The sequence below is a fragment of the Streptomyces sp. H27-D2 genome, from assembly GCF_035828615.1.
Taxonomy (GTDB): domain Bacteria; phylum Actinomycetota; class Actinomycetes; order Streptomycetales; family Streptomycetaceae; genus Streptomyces.
In genome coordinates this window covers 1-7,065 of record NZ_JAYMZR010000173.1, presented here as the reverse complement: position 1 = coordinate 7,065, position 7,065 = coordinate 1, and the positions used below count along the sequence as shown (strand labels likewise).

Sequence of the window (7,065 nt, the reverse complement as noted above, 5' to 3'; positions counted from 1 at the left end):
ACTCATCGGCAAAACCACCCCGCCGGACGATCTACACCCCAGACTGCCGCCCACGACCAGCACGAGCACCCCGAAACGGGGTCACGCCACCCCTGCTGACCAGCCACTTCAAGATGGCGCAACCACAGTGTGGCGTGACGTCCTTGGTTGGTGAGGTGGTCGGCGAGGTTGGCCAGCAGGCGGCCGGTCAGCCGCATGTTGCGGCGCACGTTTACTGGCACTTGGGTGCCGAATACGGCCAGCGCGCCCTCGCGTAGCAGGAGATCGGTGACGGAGACGGCGCCGGCTCCCCGGGGAGCCACGTGACAGGCGCTGAGTACGATTACGGGCGGGGTGTTTGGCAGGCCGAGCTCGATGTGCGGTTCGTCGCCGATTATGATGGCTGCCGTGTTGGCAACGAGGGTGCCGTGCGCGCTGATGATCAGCAGGTCCGGTGTGTGCTCGCTGACGGCCTCGCGCAGGGCGTCCAGGGAGAGCGTTTGTACTGCATGGATACTCAGCCCCTCGACGTCCTTCAGGGTGTCCTGAGCGATCCGCCAGCCGTCTCGTGAGATCTGGCCCACCGGGTCGCTGGCGGGGATGCATTCCGCTACCAGGACACGGATGCGGTTCTTCCATTCGATGCCGAGGGCGACGGCACCGGCCTTCTGCACGGTGCGGGTCAGCGGCAGCAGTGGCTCGTAGGTCAGGGGCAGGCGCGCCGCCAGCGGGGCGGTGTCGCCGGGCATGGTGGCAATGCCCAGCGGGAAGTTGGAGAACACTGTGAGCATCGACGCCCGGTTGATGGCCTCCATCACCGGTTCGGTGAACAAGGGTCTGACGACGGCGTTGAGGCGGCTGAGCAGTTTTTCCACCGAGCGGGGGCGGTCCGCGGCAGAGTCCCGGAAGTGCTTTTCCAGGTCGGCCAGCAGTGTGAACGCGCTGGGGGGAACGGAGGGCATCATCAGTCCCAGGCTGTCGTTCGCGACGGCCCGGTGGGCCAGCGCGTACTCGATGGCCGCCCGTTCGACGTGGGCGTCATCGCGTTCACCGATCTCGGTCGACCAGGTGTCGCCGGCGTCCACCGCGGCGAGCGGGCGGACGCGGGCTTTGCGCAGCTGAGGGGGGTAGGCGTTGCGTACGTATGCGGGTGCGACCCCGGGCAGCGCCAGAGCAACCGGCAGCCGCAGTCGTGCCTTCTCCTCAGAAGCTGTTGTCTTTCCGGATGTGATCGTTGAGTTTCCGCTGCTCAGGCATGGTTCTCGTGTCGTTGCGGGAGGGTTCGGGTGATCATTTCGTTCTCGGCGATGCGGAGATGACCGGTGACATCGGTGATGGGGTTGTTGGAGGAGCGGGAGACGGCTGCCCGGGTGCGGGCGGAGGAGCTTCGTGCGGAGGTGGAGCGGGTCACGGATGAACTCGGCGAGGCTGAGGCGGTGTTGGAGCGTCGGGTGATCGCGCGGGTGGAGCTCGCCGAGGCCCTGGCCGCTCCGGCCGAGGAGGCGGATGCTGTCGTTCCCGGTCCCCGGGAGGTCCAGGTGGAGGTGGAGAAGGTCCCCCTCGCGGGGTCGATCGTGCCGCGGTGGCGCCAGGGAGTGACGCTGGAGGCGCTCGCGCCGGACTATCGGCGGATCATTGAGCTGGTGGAGTCCGGAGCTGGCGGTGATGAGGGGGTGTCGGCGAAGGAACTGGCGGCCCGGCTGGAGCTGCCGCTGGTGCCAGCGAAGATCGAGGGGGTGCGGTCGCGGGCGAAACGGCTGGTTGAGCGGGAGTGGCTGCTGGCGTCACCAACCGGGCGGTTCACGCCGCGGCAGCCCACCGCGCCTGTTCTGGGTCTGTCCGGCCAGCCGGGCGGGCGAGGCGGCGGCTCATGAGCATGGCCTGCGAGAAGTAGATGAACGCCTCGCTGCTGGTGGGCAGCGTCTCGAAGTCCCGCACCAGGCGGCGCGAGCGCATCAGCCATCCCAACGTGCGCTCCACCACCCACCGTCTCGGCAACACCACGAAGCCGGTCATGTCGTCGCTTCGCTTGACGATCTGCAGGGTGAGCTGGAGTTTCTCCTGCGCCCAGGGGACGAGGCGGCCGGTGTAGCCGCCATCGGCCCACATCAAGGTGACCTTACGGAACCGTGTCCGCAGCCGGGGCAGCATGCCCCGGGCGGCCTGGCGGTCGGTGATATTCGCGGCGGTCACCAGCACCATCAGCACCATGCCGAGGCTGTCGGTGATGATGTGCCGGCGCCTGCCGTTGATCTTCTTTCCGCCGTCATAGCCGCGTGAGACCGCGGGCACCGAGGCGGCCGCCTTGACCGACTGCGAGTCGATGATGGCCGCAGTCGGCTCACGCTCACGCCCCTCGGCCTCGCGGACCGTGCCGCGCAACCGGTCATGGAGTTCCCCGGCCAGACCCGACTGCCGCCACCTGCGGAAGAACGCGTACACCCGGTCCCAGGCAGGGAAGTCGACGGGCATCGAGCGCCACTTGATGCCGTTGTCGGTGACGTAGAAGACCGCATCCAGCATCTGCCGGTGACAGTAACCCTCCGGCTGTCCGCCCCGGCCCTCCATCCACGCCGGCACCGGCAGCGCGTCACGCACCACCGCCCACTGCGCGTCCGTCATGTCCGAGGGATACCGCCGCACCCGCCCCGGACGGTCGGCCGCGTTCCCGAACCGGTGAGCGAGACAATCACACACCGGGCGGATCGAGTTGAACCCCGAGGGCGAAACCACGTAGAACAGCATCAGCAGGCCTCCGGTCTCACGAGCTGGCTTCAACAACCCTCGTGCTGCACCGGAGACCCTGCCTTCATGCGTCCTCCCAGCCAAGATCACCCGGTCAGGCACCCTGTTCGATCAGAACCGGCCTCCCTGTGCCCGACCGCGGCCGGAGTCGGGCACGGGCACGCTGTGCTGTCAGCGGACGACATCGAAGACGTTCTTCTGCAGACCGTTGGCATAGACCTCGTGCTCGACCAGCTTCAGCTTCTGGGTGTCCTTGTCCGTGGCGCTGAACAGCCGCTTGCCCGCGCCGAGCAGGAGCGGAAAGACGAGCAGGTGGTAACGGTCGATCAGGCCGGCGTCCGAAAGAGCCTGGTTCAGGGAGGCGCTGCCGTGGACGATGATCGGGCCGCCATCGGTCTCCTTCAATGCGGCGACCTCGTCGAGCGAGCGCAGGATCGCGGTCTCACCCCAGTTCGACACCAGGTCATCCTTGGTGAGGGTGGTGGAGACGACGTACTTCGGCATCACTTTGTAGTCGGCGAAGTCCTCCATGTCGGGCCACACCGGGCTGAACGCCTCGTAGCTGGTCCGGCCCATCAATATCGCGGTGGCTTCCTTCTGCTCCCGGCCCTTGATGTCGAATGCCTCGGGAAGGAACTCGACGTCCTTGAAGGTCCATCCAGAGTTTCGGTAACCGGGCTCACCGCCCGGGCCCTCCACGACGCCGTCGAGGGAGATGAAAGCGGTACTGATCAGGGTACGCATCTAAGGTTCCTCAGTATCTCGTGTCTGGTTCTCAGCAGGTTCGGCCGGTGCACGCTCTGACCACGCTCGTGGCTGCGGTGCACCAATCATGATCTATGACTGCGGATCACGGAGAAACTCATCGGCCCTCGCCGGTTCCTCCCGGCGACCTCGGCCACCGGGATCGCCCCGGGGAGTCAGGCAGGTGTCCGACCACGGGACCCGCCAGGTGCACAACCAGTCTCGACCGGTGGCGCGGCGACGAGATGCGGTTGGCCTCGGTCCAAATGCAGAGTTATCGGGACCGGCCCACGTTCTCAGCTCACCTGGCATTACAACAGGGCCTCCCGGCGCTCGGATGGTGTCGTAACCCCGAGTTGCTCAGGAGGCCTTCCCCTGATGCGGCGACCACTTCAAGATCATCCGATCAGCAACCCTGTTCGATCCGCAGCCCCGATGCTCGGTACGACAACGGCTCCTCAACGACCGTCTGTTCAAAGACTGGTTCGGCTTCTTCGGGAGTCAGGCCTTGACGCTCCAGTCGGGCGGTGGCCGCTACGAGCGTGTGCCCCTGCAGGGTGCGATGAAGCAGCGTACGGGGTTCCTCCTCGGCGGGCGCATCGATGTCCCAGCCCATCCGGCGAGCCATGAGACGCCAGGGCAGGTCCAATGCGGCCAGGTCCAGACGGCGGCTGAGAGTGACCTTTCCCGTCAGCGGAGGGACGTCGGGGCACACGCGCTCCTGGATGGCCCGCCAGTGTTCTTCAAGACTCCCGTCGCCCAGAGACGAGAAGGAGGCGACGGGGAGTTCGACCCCCAGCGCGACCGCTCCCTGTGCGGTCCGCTCGACAAGCTCGTCCGGGCACAACGCCAGCATCGGCCGCCACCACGGTGCCAGAGCCAGGCTGTTGAGCGCGGTGACGGGAATGGGCATCACGTGATGTCCCATCGCCAGCTGCTGCAGGCCCTTCAGCCTCCATGCCTCAAGGTCGACCAGGTCTCCTGGTGATTGCGGCAGGTGCAGGCAGCACCACAGCCCGGGCAGCGCCCGGGCCACGTCGCGTGCCAGTCCGTGAGGGATGGCGAATTGATCGGAGCCCTCAAGTGGTGTGTCGATGACCGGAGAGATCTCAGTGGGAGCAGTGCCGTCCTCCGGGTCGAACACCACGAGGTAGAGCAGATGTCTACCGACATCGGAGGGTTGAGGTGCTGGTGTCGTCACTCCTAGAGCCTAGTGCTGTGCCGTGGCGCCCCACCGGGCTCGCCTATCCGCCTGCGGCATCCTGCAAGGGGGTGCCACTCACCGTCCGCCTCCGGACATCCCGACTGCGAGACCACGCACGACCGCGACACCAACGCGGTGCTCCCTTCTGGCCGCGGGCCGCCGTACTGGCGGTGCCTTGTGGAGCCGGTGCAAGACCTCAACGGACCAGGGCGGGCAGGCGTCGGTGATAGGAAGACGTGGCCCGCAAGCCGCCTACACATGGTGCGCCGTCACTCCGGGCGCCAGCCTGTCGCGTACTTCTCGTACAGAGCCAGAGCGGCCGCCAGGTCCTCATTCAGCTCGACAGTCCCCTCCTGCAGGGATTGGTGTAACAACGCGACGGCTTCGGCCAGATGTGCTTCCCCGCCGTAGACGCCCACCAGGGAGTCCCACACGAGCCGCTTCTCGGTGCGCACGGCCACGCTGCCCATCGTCTGGCTGTGCACCGGCGTCACCCCACTTTCCAGCAGGCGCGCGACGATGGGGGCATCAAAGACCGACTCAAGGACAGGCGGACCGTCTGCGTCGGCTGCCGCCACCAGAACCGTCCGCAGTAGCATCCGCGGAGCGCATCGCCCCCGCCGCCGGGCTGAGCCTGGCCGACGTCGTGGCCATCGCCCCCATCCTGGCCCCCGACCGCCTCACCGCCCCCTCCCACGCGACCGCCTCCGCAGACCCGGTACCCGCCCCGAGATCAGAGTCGTCGCCAGTTGACTCGTGGGGTGGGATGGGGCCGACCGGATTCGAACCGGCGTCCTCCCACATGCGGTGAAGGCGCGACAACCGCTGCGCTACGAGCCCCATCCCGCTCTTGATCATACGAGCCGCCAGCACTCCGCCGCTCTTGAATTATCGAAGGGAACGACGGATGGCTCAGCGTGACAACACCACTTGAGCTGAGCCAGAACCCGGAGAAAGTGACACAGCCGGGCGGGCACCGGGAAGGGACGACGGTCAGGGCGCAACACGGTTCGGTGGGGAGGTCCAATGCAGTTCTTCGGTGACCCGGTCGTAGACCCAGGTGGTGAGGGCGCGTGCGGCGAGGAGTTGATCGAGGAGTCGGCCGAGGCCGGCGGGGTCGCTTCCACAGGCCCGGCTGATGCGCTCAGCTTCCGCGCAGGCCGGTGCGGAGCTGGGGGAGTGGTGGGCAGTGAGGGCGAGTGCTGCCAGCCGGGCGCCGGGTGGCAGCGTTTTCAGGGGTGTTCGTGAGGTGACTCTCAACGCCCAGTCGGCGGCGCGCGTACGGCCGGGTCGGCCGGGTGCCGGGGGCAGGGGGTCGAGGAGGTGCGCCACGGCCAGTGAGCCCGCGATGCCGGAAGGGTCCCGGTGTGCTGGCTGCAGCCAGCGGTGCTCTTCCAGCTCGTGCCACGCCGTGAGGGTGGGGCCCAGGCGCATCCCGCGCAGCAGCCCGGTGGGGAGCCGTACCTGCCCGTGGGCGTCGGCACGCAGCACGCATTGCAGGGCCAGCAGTCTTGCCTCGGCGCTGGCTGATGTGGGCAGCGCCGAGGCGAGGTAGCTGAGCATGTCCTGTACCCGGATCCGTCCCGACGGGCCACGAGGCCGTGCCCGGACCGGATCTGACGCGGTGCGGGGCTGCCGCGAGGGCGCCGTGAGGGCGTGGTCGGGGACCACAGCCGTGTGCGGGGTGGCGGTTGCGCAGGCGGCGCAGACGTCGGTCAGACGCCAGGTGCGGCCGCCGTGGTCGCGGGTGAGGACGAGCAGGACGGGGCCGGCGCAGCCGCGGTGGCGGGGGTGCCAGCGGCAGCCGTGGTCGTGGCACTGGCAGGTGCGCAGGTGGGCGGGAAGAGCGTCACTGCGGGCGTGGCGGGCCAGGTGAGCCAGGGCCGCGGGCCGCGCGGCTGCCGTTCCCAGCGGATGGCCTGCGGGGGTGCAGCGGGGGCAGTAGAGCGCGGGGCCGTCCGGGCGGGGGCGTAGTTCGACGGTCCAGGTGCGGGGCACCACTCGGTGCGGTGTGCACAGCCTCATTGGGGCGCGCGTTCCTCCTGTCTGCGGTGCGGGGCTGGTCTGCTGGTGACCGGACGGGTGGGGGGCGGGGTGTGGTGCGCGCACACCGTAGTGCAGACCTCTGCCCTGCGCGCAGCGCGGTCACCTGCGGAAATAGGGCAGACCTCTGCACTGACAGGGCAGGGGTCTGCACCGTCCGATGGGTAAGTGACGATCTTCCCGCCCGATCCCAACCTCCCCGCCCTGCGCCTGGAACTCGCGCGGCTGAGTGCCTGTGAACAAACCGATCCACAAGTGAGTGCCGAGCGGACGTCTTCGCCCATAACTGCCCATAGAGACAGGTCCTCTTGATAGCCCGGTGGTGACGAACCACTCCGAGCGCAAGAGGC

Annotated in this window: 7 protein-coding genes and 1 tRNA gene; 1 reads left to right on the top strand and 7 read right to left on the bottom strand. The window is 68.0% G+C overall.

The window, feature by feature from the left end; translation table 11 throughout:
• Positions 1-2: 2 nt before the first annotated feature.
• Positions 3-1,064 (bottom strand): CHAT domain-containing protein, encoded by a 1,062-nt coding sequence (locus tag QMK28_RS33360; RefSeq protein ID WP_326443440.1) that lies wholly within the window; start codon positions 1,062-1,064, stop codon positions 3-5.
• Positions 1,065-1,301: 237 nt separating this feature from the next.
• On the opposite strand from QMK28_RS33360, the gene QMK28_RS33355 reads away from it, so the two are divergent.
• Positions 1,302-1,853, top strand: coding sequence for a hypothetical protein (locus tag QMK28_RS33355; RefSeq protein WP_326443439.1), 552 nt, complete (start codon positions 1,302-1,304; stop codon positions 1,851-1,853).
• On the opposite strand, the gene QMK28_RS33350 is transcribed toward QMK28_RS33355, so the two are convergent.
• The 6 genes from QMK28_RS33350 to QMK28_RS33325 all read right to left on the bottom strand — a co-directional run bounded on the left by QMK28_RS33350 (position 1,780) and on the right by QMK28_RS33325 (position 6,697).
• Entirely contained in the window at positions 1,780-2,601 is an 822-nt protein-coding gene (locus QMK28_RS33350) for an IS5 family transposase (RefSeq protein ID WP_326443438.1), read from the bottom strand. The genes QMK28_RS33355 and QMK28_RS33350 overlap by 74 nt on opposite strands.
• Positions 2,602-2,895: 294 nt before the next feature.
• The gene (locus QMK28_RS33345) at positions 2,896-3,468 is read right to left on the bottom strand and encodes a dihydrofolate reductase family protein (protein WP_326443437.1); all 573 of its coding nucleotides are present in this window, start codon (positions 3,466-3,468) and stop codon (positions 2,896-2,898) included.
• Positions 3,469-3,874: 406 nt separating this feature from the next.
• On the bottom strand, positions 3,875-4,669 hold the full coding sequence (locus QMK28_RS33340; protein ID WP_326443436.1) for a hypothetical protein: 795 nt from the start codon (positions 4,667-4,669) through the stop codon (positions 3,875-3,877).
• Between the two features lie 272 nt (positions 4,670-4,941).
• Complete coding sequence (locus QMK28_RS33335) at positions 4,942-5,250, bottom strand: hypothetical protein (RefSeq protein WP_326443435.1); 309 nt, start codon at positions 5,248-5,250, stop codon at positions 4,942-4,944.
• A gap of 189 nt (positions 5,251-5,439) precedes the next feature.
• Positions 5,440-5,513: transfer RNA gene (locus tag QMK28_RS33330), tRNA-Ala, on the bottom strand.
• A gap of 152 nt (positions 5,514-5,665) precedes the next feature.
• Positions 5,666-6,697 (bottom strand): hypothetical protein, encoded by a 1,032-nt coding sequence (locus QMK28_RS33325; protein ID WP_326443434.1) that lies wholly within the window; start codon positions 6,695-6,697, stop codon positions 5,666-5,668.
• Positions 6,698-7,065: the final 368 nt, after the last annotated feature.

Coding starts and splice junctions, on each gene's coding strand:
- QMK28_RS33350 (WP_326443438.1), bottom strand. CDS start 2,601: ATGACGGACGCGCAGTGGGCGGTGGTGCGTGACGCGCTGCCGGTGCCG.
- QMK28_RS33345 (WP_326443437.1), bottom strand. CDS start 3,468: ATGCGTACCCTGATCAGTACCGCTTTCATCTCCCTCGACGGCGTCGTG.
- QMK28_RS33325 (WP_326443434.1), bottom strand. CDS start 6,697: ATGAGGCTGTGCACACCGCACCGAGTGGTGCCCCGCACCTGGACCGTC.